Origin of the sequence: Winogradskyella costae (assembly GCF_013403865.1) — a bacterium.
In the GTDB taxonomy this organism is placed as follows: domain Bacteria; phylum Bacteroidota; class Bacteroidia; order Flavobacteriales; family Flavobacteriaceae; genus Winogradskyella; species Winogradskyella costae.
On record NZ_JABFDK010000010.1, the window covers coordinates 69611 to 85437 of the forward strand.

At 34.2% G+C, this 15827-nt stretch carries 11 protein-coding genes; 7 read left to right on the top strand and 4 right to left on the bottom strand.

The window, feature by feature from the left end:
• Positions 1–95: 95 nt before the first annotated feature.
• The gene (gene alaS, locus HM986_RS16060) at positions 96–2708 is read right to left on the bottom strand and encodes an alanine--tRNA ligase (RefSeq protein WP_179336080.1); all 2613 of its coding nucleotides are present in this window, start codon (positions 2706–2708) and stop codon (positions 96–98) included.
• A gap of 132 nt (positions 2709–2840) precedes the next feature.
• On the opposite strand from alaS, the gene HM986_RS16065 reads away from it, so the two are divergent.
• From HM986_RS16065 to HM986_RS16090, 6 genes are all read left to right on the top strand, one after another.
• The gene (locus HM986_RS16065; RefSeq protein ID WP_179336081.1) at positions 2841–3812 is read left to right on the top strand and encodes a M23 family metallopeptidase; all 972 of its coding nucleotides are present in this window, start codon (positions 2841–2843) and stop codon (positions 3810–3812) included.
• Position 3813: 1 nt separating this feature from the next.
• A complete protein-coding gene (locus tag HM986_RS16070) occupies positions 3814–4143 on the top strand; it encodes a MerR family transcriptional regulator (protein WP_178984514.1) in 330 nt (109 codons plus the stop codon).
• Positions 4144–4155: 12 nt separating this feature from the next.
• Entirely contained in the window at positions 4156–4752 is a 597-nt protein-coding gene (locus HM986_RS16075; RefSeq protein WP_179336082.1) for a LemA family protein, read from the top strand.
• Positions 4753–4765: 13 nt separating this feature from the next.
• Positions 4766–5203 (top strand): TPM domain-containing protein, encoded by a 438-nt coding sequence (locus HM986_RS16080; protein WP_179336083.1) that lies wholly within the window; start codon positions 4766–4768, stop codon positions 5201–5203.
• Entirely contained in the window at positions 5203–6027 is an 825-nt protein-coding gene (locus tag HM986_RS16085) for a TPM domain-containing protein (RefSeq protein ID WP_179336084.1), read from the top strand. The genes HM986_RS16080 and HM986_RS16085 overlap by 1 nt, the downstream gene beginning before the upstream one ends.
• A 62-nt stretch (positions 6028–6089) precedes the next feature.
• The gene (locus HM986_RS16090) at positions 6090–6599 is read left to right on the top strand and encodes a TPM domain-containing protein (protein WP_179336085.1); all 510 of its coding nucleotides are present in this window, start codon (positions 6090–6092) and stop codon (positions 6597–6599) included.
• Here the strand turns inward: HM986_RS16090 and HM986_RS16095 are convergent.
• From HM986_RS16095 to der, 3 genes are all read right to left on the bottom strand, one after another.
• Complete coding sequence (locus tag HM986_RS16095) at positions 6596–9376, bottom strand: outer membrane beta-barrel protein (RefSeq protein ID WP_179336086.1); 2781 nt, start codon at positions 9374–9376, stop codon at positions 6596–6598. The two genes, HM986_RS16090 and HM986_RS16095, sit on opposite strands and share 4 nt — an antisense overlap.
• Before the next feature lie 87 nt (positions 9377–9463).
• On the bottom strand, positions 9464–11902 hold the full coding sequence (locus HM986_RS16100) for a T9SS type B sorting domain-containing protein (RefSeq protein ID WP_179336087.1): 2439 nt from the start codon (positions 11900–11902) through the stop codon (positions 9464–9466).
• Between the two features lie 16 nt (positions 11903–11918).
• Entirely contained in the window at positions 11919–13223 is a 1305-nt protein-coding gene (gene der / locus HM986_RS16105) for a ribosome biogenesis GTPase Der (protein WP_179336088.1), read from the bottom strand.
• Positions 13224–13575: 352 nt separating this feature from the next.
• On the opposite strand from der, the gene HM986_RS16110 reads away from it, so the two are divergent.
• A complete protein-coding gene (locus HM986_RS16110) occupies positions 13576–15774 on the top strand; it encodes a LysM peptidoglycan-binding domain-containing protein (RefSeq protein WP_179336089.1) in 2199 nt (732 codons plus the stop codon).
• Positions 15775–15827 lie beyond the last annotated feature (53 nt).

Here is a 15827-nt window from a genome sequence, read left to right on the forward strand (position 1 = left end):
TAAAAAAAAAAAAAAAACGTAATCATGAAAATTTAAAACTAACCCTCTGTGAATCTCTGCGCTTTTGCTCTGCGAAACTCTGTGTTACAACCGTTCTATAAATAATCCTTAGCAGCCTCCAATGCAGCCTCAATTCCATTAGGATTCTTACCTCCCGCAGTGGCAAAGAACGGCTGACCTCCACCTCCGCCTTGGATGTGTTTTCCTAATTCTCTAACGATAGTACCAGCATTTAAACCTTTACTCGCTACTAATTCCTTAGAAATGTAACAAGACAAGATTGCTTTTCCATCATTTTCTGCACCAAATAATAAAAATAGGTTATCAAATTGACTTCCCAACTCAAAACAAACATCCTTAACTCCAGAAGCATCTAAGTCTAATTTCTTAGCTAAGAATTGTATTCCGTTAATTTCAGTTAACTCATTTTTAAGCTCTCCCTTAATATTTTTAGCTTTATCCTTTAAAAGTTCTTCTATTTGTTTTTTTAGTTCGCTATTTTCACCTTGTAGATTTTCTAATGCTTTTATAGGTTCTTTAGCATTATTTAACAAGCCTTTCATTTCAAGATAAGCTGAATTATTTTCAGAGAAATAATCCCTAACCGATTTATTTGTTATAGCTTCAATTCGTCTAATACCTGCCGCAACTGCGCCTTCAGAGACAATTTTAAAATGCCATATATCTGAGGTGTTCTTCACGTGAATTCCCCCACACAATTCCATAGATTTTCCAAAACGAATCGTTCTTACCGTATCGCCATATTTCTCTCCGAATAAAGCCATAGCTCCTTCTTCAATAGCTTTTTCCATTGGTATATTTCGCCCTTCTTCTAAAGGTAATTTACCTTCAATTCTAGCATTTACAAAATCTTCTATTTCTTGTAATTGCTCTGGCGTAACTTTTGAAAAATGAGAAAAATCGAATCGTAATGATTTCGGTTTTACTAAAGAGCCTTTTTGCTCTACATGCTCACCTAATATTGTCCTTAAGGCTTGATGGAGCAAATGTGTCGCCGTATGGTTACTAGAGGATAATGCTCTATGTTCACTGTTGACAACAGCTTTAAAACTTTCGTTTAAATGTTCTGGTAAATTTTTACATAAGTGAATAATAACATTATTCTCCTTTTTAGTATCTAAGATATAAACGACATCTCCATGTGTGTCTTGCAATACTCCTTTATCACCAACTTGGCCACCTCCCTCAGGATAAAATGGCGTTAAATTGAAAACTAACTGATACATTTCACCATCTTTCTTAGAGGTTACTTTACGGTATCTTGCAATTTTAACATTAGCTTCTTGACTGTCATAACCTATAAACTCCTGAACATCATCGTCAAATAAAATGGTCCAATCTTCGGTAGACGTTTCACTAGCAGAGCGCGATCGTTGTTTCTGCTTTTGTAATTGATCGTTAAATCCTTTTTCGTCTAATTTTAAATTCTTTTCAGATAAAATTAAAGCCGTTAAATCAATAGGAAAACCGTAGGTATCATACAATTCAAATGCCTTTTCACCTGAAACAGTAGTACCTTTTGTTTCTTCAACAATACGATTTAATAATACTAAACCTTGATCTAAGGTTCTTAAAAAAGAAGCTTCTTCTTCTTTAATGACATTTTCAATTAATACTTTCTGCGCTCTTATTTCAGGAAAAGCCTCGCCCATTTTTTTACTTAACACATCGACTAAGCGATATATTAGAGGCTCTTTTTTATCTAAAAATGTAAATCCATATCGCACGGCTCTTCGTAAAATTCTACGAATAACGTAACCAGAACCTGTGTTACTAGGTAATTGACCGTCTGCAATTGAAAATGCTACAGCTCTAACGTGGTCAGAAATAACACGTATTGCAATATCAACGTCCTCATTCTCACCATAGGTCTTTCCTGTTATAGCTTCTATTTCTCGAATAATCGGAGTAAAAACATCGGTATCATAATTAGATTGTACATCTTGTAATACCATACATAGGCGTTCAAAACCCATTCCGGTATCGATATGCTTATTGGGTAACGGTTCTAATGAACCATTTGCTTTGCGATTGTATTGCATAAAAACGAGATTCCATATTTCAACCACATGCGGATGATCCATATTTATCAAAGTCTTAGCATCAACCTTTGCTTTTTCTTCTGCAGATCTAATATCTACATGGATTTCACTACAAGGTCCACAAGGTCCCTGATCTCCCATTTCCCAAAAATTGTCTTTTTTATTACCTTTTAAAATGCGGTCTTCTGAAATATATTTTTTCCAAATATCGTAAGCCTCTGTATCCATTTTAAGGTTATCCTCATCATCACTTCCTTCAAAGACGGTTACATAAAGTATACTTTTATCAATGCCGTAAACTTCGGTAAGCAACTCCCAAGCCCAAGCAATTGCTTCTTCTTTAAAGTAATCACCGAAACTCCAGTTACCTAACATCTCAAACAATGTATGGTGATAGGTATCATAACCAACCTCCTCTAAATCATTGTGTTTACCAGAAACACGCAAACATTTTTGTGAGTCCGAAATCCTATTTTTCTTTGGTTCTGAATTCCCTAAAAAATATTCTTTAAAAGGCACCATACCCGCATTAACAAACATTAATGTTGGGTCATTCTTTAATACCATTGGTGCAGAAGGCACAATAAGATGTTGTTTTCCTTCAAAGAATTTTAAAAATTTAGATCGTACGTCTTGAGACTTCATATACTGAATTTATAGCTTGTTTGTATTTAATTACCACAAATGCAAAACAATTTTTTATCTTTGGTTGCTTTGCGAATAAATTACAAACCGAAATTATGTCTGTAATGCTGCAAAAATAGCATAAATTCAAACATGGCTAAAGTAAAATATTATTATGATTCCGAAACGCTTTCTTACCGAAAGATAAAGCGTAAAAAAGCAACAACTATTAAGTATGCCGCTGTATTTTTAACTGCTGCTGCCTTATTTGCTTTTTTAATGATTTTCATTGCTAGTCAGTATATTGAGTCGCCAAAAGAACGGCAAATGGCGAGAGAGCTACAAAATATGGAATTGCAATACGAATTGATTAACAAACGTATGGATGATGCCATTGCTGCGCTAGAAAATGTAGAAGAACGAGATAACGCAATTTATAGACTCTATTTTGAGGCCAACCCTATACCAACAGAACAACGAAGAGCGGGGTTTGGTGGAATTAACCGTTATAAAAAATATGAAGGTTTTGATAACACAAAATTAATTGCTGAAAGTAATAAGCGCTTAGACATTTTAGAAAAAGCTATTGTTGTGCAATCTAAATCTTTAGATGAAATTGCAAAATTAGCAGAAGATAAAGAAAAGTTTTTGGAAGCTATACCCGCTATTCAACCAATAAGTAACGAGAACATGACGCGCATGGCATCTGGTTATGGCTACAGAACAGATCCTTTTACAAAGGTCAGAAAATTCCATTACGGTATGGATTTCACAGCACCTCGTGGTACTCCTATCTATGCTTCAGGAGATGGTGTAATTACACGTGCTGACAGTCAATCTACAGGCTATGGAAATCATATTAGAATAGACCATGGTTATGGTTATATTTCGCTATATGCACATTTATATAAGTACAATATAAAAGTAAATCAGCGTGTAAAACGCGGTGATTTAATAGGCTTTGTAGGCAGTACAGGACGTTCTGAAGCTCCGCATTTACACTACGAAATCTTTAAAGATGGTGAGCGCATCAATCCTATTAATTTTTATTATGGTAACTTATCTGCTGAAGAATATGATATTTTACTTAAGAAAGCATCATTAGAAAACCAATCCCTCGATTAAGATGCATATAGACTTACCAGAAAAGCGATATTACGGCATTGGAGAAGTAGCCAAAGCGTTTAAAGTGAATGCCTCTTTGATCCGGTTTTGGGAAAAAGAATTTGATGCTTTAAAACCAAAGAAAAATGCCAAAGGCAATAGAAAATTTACACCTGAAGATATTAAGAACCTTAAGTTTATTTACCATTTAGTAAAAGAAAGAGGATTTACTTTAGAGGGGGCAAAAACACATCTTAAAGAAGAAAAAAAACAAGCTTTAGAAAAATTTGAAATTATTGAAAAACTCGAAGGCATCAAAGCACAACTTAATAAAATTAAAACACAACTTTAAAAAATAACTATTATGAAAAAATGGCTAATTCCAGTTATTATTATCGCACTATTAGGCTTTGCACTTTATCAATGGGCTGTAGGATTTAACAATACAGCTATAGAGTATGAGGCTAATGCAAAAACAGCTTGGTCTAATGTAGAGAGTTCTTACCAAAGGAGAAACGACCTTATTGGTAATTTAGTTAAAACGGTACAAGGAGCTGCTGATTTTGAAAAATCAACATTAACGGCTGTAATTGAAGCGAGAGCAAAAGCAACATCAACAACTATTGATGCTAGTAATTTAACAGCAGATAATATGGCACAATTTCAGCAAGCGCAAAGTGGCTTAAGCGGAGCATTATCTAAATTATTAGTATCTGTTGAGCGCTACCCAGAGTTAAAAGCGAATCAAAATTTCTTAGAACTTCAAAGTCAATTAGAAGGTACAGAAAACCGTATTAATATTGCTAGAGATCGCTTCAATGAAAAGGTAAATATTTATGATATCCATACGTCCAAATTCCCAGGATCAGTTTTAGCAGGATGGTTTGGATTTGAAGAAATGCCTAGATATAAAGCAGATGCTGGTAGCGAAAATGCACCAGATGTTAATTTCGACTTTTAATTAAAATCTAATTATGCCAAATATTGAGCAATTCCTAACATCCAAAGAAGAAGCAGAAATTGTTGAAGCAATTAGAATTGCTGAAGGCAATACTTCAGGTGAAATTCGCGTACATATAGAACAAAAATGTGATATTGATGTCTACGAACATGCCTTAGAAGTGTTTCATTATTTGAAGATGGATAATACCATTCAGCGTAATGGTGTGCTCATCTATGTTGCGGTAGACAACAAATCGTTTGTAATTTTTGGAGACCAAGGTATCAACAATATTGTTGGTGCTGACTTTTGGAATTCTACACGCGATAAAATAGCAACTCAATTTCAGTCAGCTAATTTTAAAAAAGGCTTAATAGATGGCATTCACGAAGCAGGTAAAGCATTAGCGCAACATTTCCCTTGGGATCATAATGATAAAAACGAGTTAGATAATACAATCTCAAAAGGGTAATGCAACAATCAAAACATATCGTATTTAAAGTTTTAGTTCTATTACTTTTGGCGAGTCCATTTATAGGATTAGCACAATATAATATTCCTGAAAAGCCAAAATTTCAAACTAGTGTTTACGATGAGGACATTAATTTGTTGTCAGCGTCAGAAAAAAGTAATCTAGAGCAAAAACTAATACGCTATTCTGACTCTACCTCAACCCAAATTGTTATTGCCATTATTGGTTCTACTAACGGGGAATACATAAATTACTTAGGCGCACAATGGGGCGAAAAATGGGGAATTGGTCAAGCGGATAAGGACAACGGTATTTTTATTCTTCTAGCCAGAAACGATCGTAAAATAAATATTAGCACTGGTAAAGGTGTTGAACACTTATTAACTGATGCCTTAAGTAAGCGTATTATTAACAATGATATTATACCCTACTTTAAACGCAATGATTATTACGGAGGATTAAACCGTGCTACAGATGTTATTTTTGAAGTTATGACTGGCGAATATCAAGGTACACGCCAAACAGAAAGCGGGTTCCCTGCTGAAGTTATCTTTTTCTTGTTTATCATTTTCATCATTTTTATTATAGCTATTTCTAAAACTCGTGGAGGAGGCAATGGTGGCAATAGAGGAAACCGCTCTGGAGCCGGAGGACTTCTCGAGGCCATTATTTTAAGTAATATGGGACGGGGAAGTTATTCTAGAGGGTCATCTTCAGGTGGCTTTGGTGGTAGCTCAGGAGGAGGCTTCGGAGGCGGAGGTGGTTTTGGCGGAGGCTTTGGCGGCGGAAGCTTTGGTGGCGGAGGAGCTTCTGGTGGCTGGTAAATTTAGGGACAGTTTTCAGTTGCAGTATTCAGTATATTTTGTTTCAATTTAAAAATTTATACATGCGATTAAAATTTGTCTTTCAACTTACAATGGTCTGCATTTTGTTTTTGAATTGTAAAGAAACAAAAACTGATGCTGAAACAATACCATCGTATATTCCAGAAAACAAATCTCAAAAACGAGTTGTAGATTTAGCTCACTTATTTTCAAACGCTGAAAGCAATTCTTTAGCTTACAAAATCATTCAATACGAAACACAAACGACCAACCAAATTGCGATTCTAACCATAGATTCATTACCTAAAAACACAAACATTCAAAAATTTGGAACTGAAGTTGGAAATTCTTGGGGAATTGGTACTAAAGAAAAGGATAACGGCCTTATTATAACTATTTCAAAATTTGATAAAGCGGTTGCTATTTCAACAGGAATTGGAACAGAACAAACTATTTCTGAATATGATTGTGAAGTCATCATTGATCGTATCATAATTCCTCAATTCAAAACTAGCAATTACTACAAAGGTGTTGATAAAGCTATAGATTCTTTAATTTTACTCTGGGATTAATCAAAGAAAATAACACCACCATCATTAGTTTCTCCTTTACTTCCCAAGCTATTAAACTTATAACTTAGACTTAGCATAAAGTATTGTCTTAAAACAGTACTCTGTTTGTCTTCAATATAATCTTGAGTTGCTATACGCATCGCATTAGTGTTTTGATTTAATAAATCATAAACCTTTAATGTTATAATAGCTTTATCCTTAAACATACTATAAGCTAGTGTCGAATTCCAAAACCAAGCACTTTTCTGAAAACCATCTGCGACATTTGGATTGTAGTTAAAACTAACGTCATTTCTCCACTCAAAGTTTTTAGGCAAAAAAGTAGCTGTTCTTACACCTGCATTATGACTTGTAAATTGACGATCATCAAAAGCCTCAATATCATAAGCCGTATTAGTAAAACTAATTTGGTAATAAGGTTTAAACTCTAATACGTTATCCCAGATAAAATCTATACCTAGTCTTGGTGAGATTCTATCGGACTTACTAGCATATTTTACATCATTATTAAAATTAATTCGTTCTGACGTATTATAACTAGCCCTAAGCTTTAATTTAATAGTTCTTAAGGTATCAACTTTAAAGTCTTTATTGTAGTTTACCCAAGAACCGATATTATAATTCCCATCAACGTTTACATAAGTCGTCGTTCGCTTCAACGTTTCTTCATCTATAGTCGTTTTTGCCACTACTTGATTATTTGAAACACTAGCATTAACACCTACATAAAAACCTGTACGCTTCTGCCAATCAAACCCATTATAACCAAGATATAAACTATGATTATTTGAAGGTTCTAAATTAGGATTACCAATTACAGTTTGCAATGGGTTTGATACATCTTCAAAGGCTTGAAGCTGTCTTAATCCTGGCGGCTGATTTTCTAACCAATAATTTACATAGATTGACGACTTGGGACTAAACGTATAGCTGATATAAGAATTAGCTTCTATATTTTCAAAATTGCGCTCTACATTAAATTCTGGTCTTAATAAATCTTGATTTTTTAAAGTTCTTATATTATAACCTAAATCGAAACTTGTAGACAATTTTTCACCTCTATACGACAATCCCACTGACGGAATACTTCTATAATCAGTATATTGAAAATCAGTACTTAGATCCGTATTAAAATCCGTAAAATCTTGTGTACCATTACTAAAATCATAAGTGCTCTCTCGGTTATTATCTTTATCTCTGGCGTATTCGTAATCCAAATTCAAGAAGAATTTCTTAGTTATTATTGGTAATCTGTAAGATAATTTTGCGGAAACACCATAACTATTATTTTCGCTATCTGTAAATTGATTTCGATCTATAATCTCTGGATTGGTTCCAAAAACTTCAGTATGGGAATTTAAAAAATCATCACTTTCTTGCTGATTGATACTTGTTTCTAATTCGGTTTTAATAAAAGCACCTCGTTTTCCTAATCGCTTGGTTATAGAGATTTCATTAGAAAACCGTTTCACATAACTCTCTACATTGGAGTCGACGTTAGATTGATTCGTTAGAATTAAATCGTCATCTAAGGTTTCCTCATTATTATTATATAAAGTTCTCGATTTTGAATACCCAAATGATGGCTCAATATTAATTTGAAAGGTAGAATCGGTTTCAATTTCAAATTCTACATTAAAGGAATGATTATCCGTATCATTATCCGATCTCGAATCTGAATTGGTAAAATAGCGTGAATCCGATAAAATAGTTTCGCGTTCAGATGACGATTCATTTTCTGAATTACTCGATGAGAAAAAATAATCTGCGGATACATCTGTTTTTTCACCTATAATATCAGCATAGTTAACACCTGCATTTTGCGATGTTGTAATTCCTTCTCCTCCTCCAAAAGATCGACCACCTATAGTAAAAGAGCCATTACTACTAAAAGAAGATCCGCCTCCACGTCCAAACATTTTTGAAATCTCACCAAAGCTAAACCCTGGAGTATTGGTATTATTGCCACCCGCAAGCACACTTACGCGTCTATCGTTATCAAACAAGTTGACCATACCTGCAAGCTCGTAACGTTCATCAGTTCCGGCACCTGCAGAAACACGCCCAAAAACCCCTTTATTGTTTTCTTCTTTGATGGTAAGATTTATGGTTTTATTTTCTTTATCACCTTCCTCTCCTGTAAAGGCTTCAGATTTAGTTTTAGTATCAACAACCTGAATTTTTTCAATAATATCCTTCGTTAAATTCTTAGTTGTAATAGTCGGATCATCACCAAAAAAGGGCTTACCATTCACCAATATTTTATTGACACTTTTACCATTGACTGTAATATTACCTTCGTCATCAACTTCGACACCTGGTAATTGTTTTAATAAATCTTCAACATTGGCATCTTTTTTCGTTTTAAATGATTTTACATTAAACTCTAAAGTGTCTTTTTTAATCGTAATCGGAGCTGTAGATTTCACTAAAACTTCTCCTAATTGATTATCCAAAGGCATTACTATTGTACCTAAATCTATTTTTTCTTTATCTATTGCTATTTTCTTAAAATATGTTTTATAACCCACATAAGACACGTAGAAATTTAGATCTTTATCATAGGTTGAATTTTCAATTTTAAATTTCCCGTCCTTATCTGTAATTGTATAAGTTACTACCGAACTATCCTTTACACGCTCTAAATAAACGGTTGCAGACTCTAATGATAACTCTGTATCTTCAGCTTTAAGTGTTCCTGTAATTTCGAATGATTTCTCTTGGGAAAATGATTGTAATGCAAATAAGATTGCAAAAACTAGTGATAGTTTTTTCATGTTGAGCGGTTGATTGATTGATGAATAGCATTTTAAAAACGCAAGAGAATTAGAAATCGTATGCAATTTCTTAAAATTTTTGTAAAATTACCGCTTCAGTGTAAAATGTCCCTTAAAAGTTCTACCATCTGATAAGGCTGCAGTAAACCAATAGTCATCTGTTGGTAACAATTTTCCATTAAAAAAACCGTCCCATTTTGGGTTTAAATCATTAATTAACCCCACTAGACTCCCATAACGATTGAATATTTGAATACGTACGTTTTTAGATAATTCTAAAGAGAATGCCTTAATTTGCCATGTGTCATTTATAGAATCCCCATTAGGTGTGAAGAATTTTGGAAATCCTAAAACAACAATATCACTTGAGACTATTCCGCAATTCGCTCTTACATCTTTAACATACACGGAATGAAGTCCTGCTGGCACGTTTTCAAAAGTGTTTGAAGTTTGATATATACCGTTTTCTTCATCTAAAGCATAAACATACGTTCCATCTCCTGAAACCAATACTGAAATTGAATTATTTTCAGATAAATCAGTAACCTCAATCGTTTCAAACATTGCCGTATCGGATGGCAACACTGTTATCGTTCTCACATTAGAACAACCAAAAGGTTTAGTTACTTCTACTGTATAAGTGCCTGGCTCATTTATTTCAATAGTCATTGTCGTTTCACCTGTAGACCAATTATAATAAAAGTTATTTGAAACATCATCAACGATTCCCCCACTGAGCGATATGGTATTAGGGAATGTATTGGTACAATAAAAAACAGTATTGTCTTCTAATAAGTTTGGTAAGGTATTCACCTTTAAATTTATCTCTGCAATACTATAGCAACTCCCATTTTGTTCTAATCTTGCAAAAATGGTTTGATCATAAGCTACAGTATTCGTAAAATTAGTAGTCAGTGGATTCTCTTGCAACAGAGCATTTCCATAAGTTTCATAATAACCTAAAACAATAACATCTGATGCTAAAGCATTTAGAATTTGATTTTCGGCTAGTGTAAGATCAAAACTAACTAAACCTGTCTCATCTAAATTATCGCACGCAACGAGCGTTCCATAAGTCGAAGCGTTAGTATTTACAGACAATAACACTTCTGCTATTGCACTACAACTTGTAACCGTATTTAGTACCTGAGCATAAACCACCTGATTGTTGGTTCGATTGGTATAATTAATAGCATCTAGCGGCACAGACAAGTTTGCCATTTCAAAAAAATTAATTTCTAAATTGCTTAAACTGCCGTTAACAATGACATCATTATAAGTACTTAGGTTGAAATTAGAAATACCATCTATAACCTCATCTTCACATTGGCTAATACTAATATTATTAATACTTGGAATCGTGTTTATGGTTACCGCTAATGGGTATCGTTCAGTATTAATTACACATCCCTGTACAACTGGTGACAACCAATAGGTTGTACTTGCACTAATATTTACGTTATAGGTTAAACCTGTGTGAATTGGTGTCATTGACGTTGACGTTTCGAACCACCAAATTTCTGAGGTTGAAGCTTCAGCCGTGAGAGTATACCTATCTGATCCACAAACCACTAGGTCATTACCTAAAACTCTTGGCATAATCAGCTCTGCACTAGCAGACAATCTAATCTCAGGCTCATTGGGCATACCTCCATATTCAACAATATAACCTTGCGGATGATAAGGATTATTTAGGCTTGTATCTCCTGTATTAGACAAATCATTCCAAGCTCCTAAAATACCAATTGACGGGTCCGTGATGTGTGCATAATCTTCATTTGCTACATTATTAGGTTCATTATAATTCCAAAATGAGAATTCATTATTGGGAGCACTTCCATTTGCGTTACCTTGCCAAAATACAGTACCTGCTTCTGGGCCCGTAACCCATTTCCAAGTGCCTTCAATTTCTGCATCAGACCCTCCAATCCATCCCGTTCCTGCACTTTGCTCACCCGCCAATTGCGATTCTTCTTGCAATGTTAATGTGGCTAAATAACCTTGTAGACCAAAATAAGTTTGTTGGGCAGCAGCATCTCTAGCTTCGGTCCATGTAATTCCAGGACTTGGGACATAGAAATAATAATGTCCCGTACTTGGTAGGTAATTAGCGTCTCCTAAATTTATTGAAAATTGCCTATCTTGAGTAAATACAGTTTGTGTTGTTCGAAAAACTACATTTCCAATAGCGTTATCAAACTCAGCAAATGTGGCCGGCCCGGATAGAGTTAAAAGCCCCTCTACCGGATTCCAACTAGATGCAATATTTGGATTGACTCCTATTAATTCTAAAGTATCTTGTCCGTTCTGATAACCTTCAGCTATTTGTACAAAGATCTCGGATAGCGATGTATCCTCCGGATCAGGATCGGTAATCGCTACAGAAGTTACTATTGCCGTTTGTGATCCTGGACAATAAACTTGTTCACCTGTAACGATTATTTCTGGCGGCAAATCTTGGGCAAACCCAATGCACTGACAAAAGCAATAACATAAAATAAAAACAGATAACTTTATTCTTTTCATAAGAAAAATAAAGCTACTACTTTTTTCTCATATAAACACTTATAGGAACACCGTTAAAATCAAACTGTTCTCTTAATTTATTCTCTAAAAAACGTTTATAAGGTTCTTTTACATATTGCGGTAAATTACAGAAAAACGCAAACTGTGGTTGCGGTGTTGGCAATTGCATTATGTATTTTATTTTAACAAACTTCCCTTTATTTGCTGGTGGTGGCTGATGTTCTATAATAGGCAATAAAGCTTCGTTAAGCACACTTGTCTTAATTCGCTTAGTTCTATTTTTATAAACCTCTACAGCTGTTTCAATAGCTTTATAAATACGTTGCTTATTTAATACTGAAATAAAAACGATTGGCACATCTGTAAAAGGTGCAATTTCTTGTCTAATGTGCTGCTCAAATTCTTTAGCTGTTTTAGTGTCTTTTTCAACTAAATCCCATTTATTAACAAGAATCACAATACCTTTTCGGTTGCGCTCGGCTAACCAAAATATATTTTGCACCTGTCCGTCAAATCCACGAGTTGCATCTAATACTACTAAACACACATCAGAATGTTCAATTGCTCTCACACTTCGCATCACGGAATAAAACTCTAAATCGTCCTTAACTTTAGTTTTACGACGTATACCTGCCGTATCTACTAAATTAAATTCAAATCCAAAACGATTGTATTTTGTATCAATAGAATCGCGAGTTGTACCTGCAATATCTGTAACAATATAACGATCCTCACCAATCAATGCATTAATGAATGAAGATTTCCCGGCGTTTGGTCTTCCAACGACTGCAAAACGCGGCAATTGATCCTCTTCAACGTCTTCCTTTTCTGGCAACGCCTCTACGATAGCATCTAATAAATCTCCTGTTCCACTTCCGTTGATACTTGCAATAGCAAAATAATCACCTAAACCAAGAGAATAAAACTCAACAGCATCCTCTAAACGTTTATTGTTATCAACCTTATTAACGACTAAGAATACAGGTTTTTTAACTTTTCTCAAGAGTTTAGCAACGTCTTCATCCATGCCTGTAACACCAGTCTCAACATCTACCATAAATACTATAGCATCTGCTTCATCAATAGCTAATTCTACTTGCTTATCTATTTCAGCTTCAAAAATATCATCACTACCTACAACGTATCCACCGGTATCGATTAAAGAAAATTCTCTACCGTTCCAATCTGTTTTGCCGTAATGACGATCTCTTGTGACACCACTAACAGCATCAACAATAGCTTCACGCCTTTTTATTAGACGATTAAAAAATGTGGATTTCCCTACATTAGGACGACCTACGACCGCTACTATATTGCTCATTGATTTTTATTTAAGGCTACAAAGATACTATATACTTACGTGTTATAGAGAACTAATATTGACTTTTCGCTGTATATCTCAAATCCTAAAAAAACCCAATGAATATTAGCCCACAATAATGTTAACATCCTGTTGATAACAAGTATTGATTTAAGATAGGTAGCGTTAATTTTTAGTATTTTTAATGCGTGTATTAAATAGGATTTTATTTACATTTGTTGTGCCTGATTTAGAGGTCATTTTTTTTCAAGAACTGCTCCTTTCTTGTAGACTTACTTATGTTCACAAAGGCAAAACACATTTCACACAAACACATACAATACAATGTGTTATATTTAAATTACGAAAAATAATGGGGAGATTCTTTACGCTTATATTACTTTGGATTTTAGGCTCTAATCTTAGTTTCGCTCAAGAAAATTATATAGACCATATCATACAAAAAGGCGAAAATGTTTATAAGATCTCTAGACAATATGGAGTCAGTGTAAATGCTATCTTTAAACTTAACCCTGGTTCTGAAGTTGTAATATATGCCGGTAACACCTTACGTATTCCAACCTCTAACAGTGCCAGCACCTCAACTACCACCACCGTAATCCACGATGACAACATCAGTAATTATGTTGTAAAATCAGGAGAAACAAAATCGGGTCTTTCTCGTCGTTTTGGAGTCAGCATCAACGTATTAGAACAACAAAACCCTCACATTATAGCAATGCTTCAAGCAGGTCATATTTTAAACGTTGACAAGACCATTAAAGAAGCTCCACGTGCAACGAAAGAAGGTGAACATTATGTAATAAAAGGAGAAACGCTTTGGGGAATCGCTAAAAACAACGGTATTAGTCTTGCACAATTGGAAGCTGCAAATTCTGGTCGCTTGTCTGAGTTCTTACAAATAGGACAAACTTTAATTATCCCTGATAAAAATTCAGTTAGCTCTACAGAAGAAGGTTACTTAGTGCAACGTGGTGACACAAAATTTGGATTAGCTAAACGTTTTAGCATGACTATTGCTGAACTTGAACAAAAAAACCCGCACACCGTACCAATGTTAATGGCAGGTCACAGATTAAATATTGACGATTTAGATATCCATGATTTTGAAGAAACTCCGACTACAAATGACATTAAAATTACTAAAGTAGACTCTACTAATAGTTATAAGAATTATGTGATCGAACCCAAAGAAACACTTTTTGGATTGGCTAAAAAAGCAGGTATGACCATTGATGATTTTACCAACCTCAACCCTAAACTACTTACGTCGGTTAATGTTGGTGACATTATTAAAATGCCAATTGAACCGTCACAGACCATAACCACTGCTGATATTACAGATGTTGACACTGTTGATACTGTTGATACTGTTGATACTGTTGATACTGTTGATACTGTTGATACTGTTGATACTGTTGATACTGTTGATACTAACCCAAAAAATCAAACGACGAAAATTTATTCGAATAAAAATGAAACTTTATTTGCTAACCTAGTTACAAAAACATCAACCGGACTATACTTCTACTCACCCTTTTCTAGCGAAGAGCTCGGTGCATCAGAGGAACGACAAAAGATGATTAGCATCAATGCAGACTTCCAAAAGTATATTGATTTTTTCCAAGGCGCTCAAGTCGCTATTGATTCTGCTAAAGCACTTAATCTCAATTTCGATGTTACACTAATTAAGAAAAATATCGCAAAATCGAAAATCACAATCGATAGTCCGCATAATAAAAATGCTATTCTTGTGCCATTTATAGATAATCGTTCGAATTTTCCAAGTGTTGAATCCAACACACCAATAGCTATAATTGATATTGAATCTAATTTAGTTTCTAAAGACAGTATTAATGTTTATAGATCAATTCCTTCAGACACCATTCAAAAAATAAAAACATTAAACTATTTAGCTCAACAAAATGCAAATGTTATTGTAATTAGTGATCTTGATAATGCTAGAAATAAAGATTTAATTACAAGCACTATTCCTGATGCTAAATTCCTAAGGGTTGATAATGCAGGCTTTTTTAAATCTGACGACCTAGATAATGAATTAAGTAAAAGCAAACTCAATTACATTGTTTTTGATAGTAAAAAAACAATTGTTTTACTTAACACAACAACAGCGTTAATGGGGAAACTATCTGATCACAATATTCAATTGGTTATGCTCGAATCTTCATTACTCCCAAAACAGAGTGAGGTTTCTGACATGAGATTTAGAATCTTACAACTTATTTTTCCGGCAATTACAAACCCACAAAACGAAAAAGATATTAGCGATTTTGAAATTAAATATGAAGGTATATTTAGTGCCAAACCTACTCAAAATGCTATTTTAGGATTTAACGTAACTTTTGATATTCTCTTAAGAATTTCTCAAACCTCTTCATTTGAAGACATTATAAATACGACACTATCAGAACAACCTCATTTAAAGTTTGATTATCAAAAAACAACAGGCAGAAACTATTCAAACACTGGTATATATTTAATGCAATACAACTCTAACGAAGGCATGATTGAACTTATAAATGGCGAGTAAAACTAAATGCACTAATGCACTTAAGGGTATATTAATTGAGAGTTACATACTTA

Coding starts and splice junctions, on each gene's coding strand:
- der (WP_179336088.1), bottom strand. CDS start 13,223: ATGAGCAATATAGTAGCGGTCGTAGGTCGTCCTAATGTAGGGAAATCC.
- HM986_RS16100 (WP_179336087.1), bottom strand. CDS start 11,902: ATGAAAAGAATAAAGTTATCTGTTTTTATTTTATGTTATTGCTTTTGT.
- HM986_RS16095 (WP_179336086.1), bottom strand. CDS start 9,376: ATGAAAAAACTATCACTAGTTTTTGCAATCTTATTTGCATTACAATCA.
- HM986_RS16080 (WP_179336083.1), top strand. CDS start 4,766: ATGCCAAATATTGAGCAATTCCTAACATCCAAAGAAGAAGCAGAAATT.
- HM986_RS16085 (WP_179336084.1), top strand. CDS start 5,203: ATGCAACAATCAAAACATATCGTATTTAAAGTTTTAGTTCTATTACTT.
- HM986_RS16075 (WP_179336082.1), top strand. CDS start 4,156: ATGAAAAAATGGCTAATTCCAGTTATTATTATCGCACTATTAGGCTTT.
- HM986_RS16065 (WP_179336081.1), top strand. CDS start 2,841: ATGGCTAAAGTAAAATATTATTATGATTCCGAAACGCTTTCTTACCGA.
- HM986_RS16110 (WP_179336089.1), top strand. CDS start 13,576: ATGGGGAGATTCTTTACGCTTATATTACTTTGGATTTTAGGCTCTAAT.
- alaS (WP_179336080.1), bottom strand. CDS start 2,708: ATGAAGTCTCAAGACGTACGATCTAAATTTTTAAAATTCTTTGAAGGA.
- HM986_RS16090 (WP_179336085.1), top strand. CDS start 6,090: ATGCGATTAAAATTTGTCTTTCAACTTACAATGGTCTGCATTTTGTTT.
- HM986_RS16070 (WP_178984514.1), top strand. CDS start 3,814: ATGCATATAGACTTACCAGAAAAGCGATATTACGGCATTGGAGAAGTA.